Here is a 625-nt window from a genome sequence, read left to right as displayed (position 1 = left end):
GCAGGGTGTGTAAGCGTTGTGAGGCGTTGAGCTAACCTGTACTAATTGCCCGTGAGGCTTAACCATACAACACCCAAGGGGTTTTGATGGACTCAATGAAAGAACATTGAATGTGTAAGAACGAGAATTAAGAAACAGCTTTCCGAATTATTCGATTTGCAAGCAAATCTCACCCTAAAGGGCCGCACTAAAGTGCGTTTGAATTTGCGAGCAAATTGATAAAGAATTTGCTTGGCGACCATAGCGTTTTGGACCCACCTGACTTCCATGCCGAACTCAGAAGTGAAACGAAATAGCGCCGATGGTAGTGTGGGGCTTCCCCATGTGAGAGTAGGACATCGCCAGGCTTTATTTCCGACTTGTCTGAATACAGACGAGTCAACATAAGGTTTTAAACAAAAGTTTAGAATTTTATGTTGACTTTCAAAGTGGAAAGCGTATTATACGCACCTCGCTTACGTGCTAAGGCACTGAAAGCCAAGCTCTTTAACAATATAGACCTATCAATCTGTGTGGGCACTCGTTGATGATAATCCAATTAGAAACTTCGGTTTCAAATTAGGTTTCAATGAAACGAAGTGACCATTGAATCTTCGGATTCAGCACAGTCAATTCAAACATTACT

Annotated in this window: 1 rRNA gene; it reads left to right on the top strand. The window is 42.1% G+C overall.

The annotated features are described in order from the left end of the window. The first annotated feature begins 230 nt into the window (after positions 1-230). A 5S ribosomal RNA gene (gene rrf / locus R2S67_RS22800) occupies positions 231-347 on the top strand. Positions 348-625: the final 278 nt, after the last annotated feature.

Origin of the sequence: Vibrio sp. T13N (assembly GCF_032970445.1) — a bacterium.
In the GTDB taxonomy this organism is placed as follows: Bacteria; Pseudomonadota; Gammaproteobacteria; order Enterobacterales; family Vibrionaceae; genus Vibrio; species Vibrio diabolicus.
Note: the sequence above shows the minus strand (reverse complement) of the source record. Positions and strands in the feature narration are given on the sequence as shown.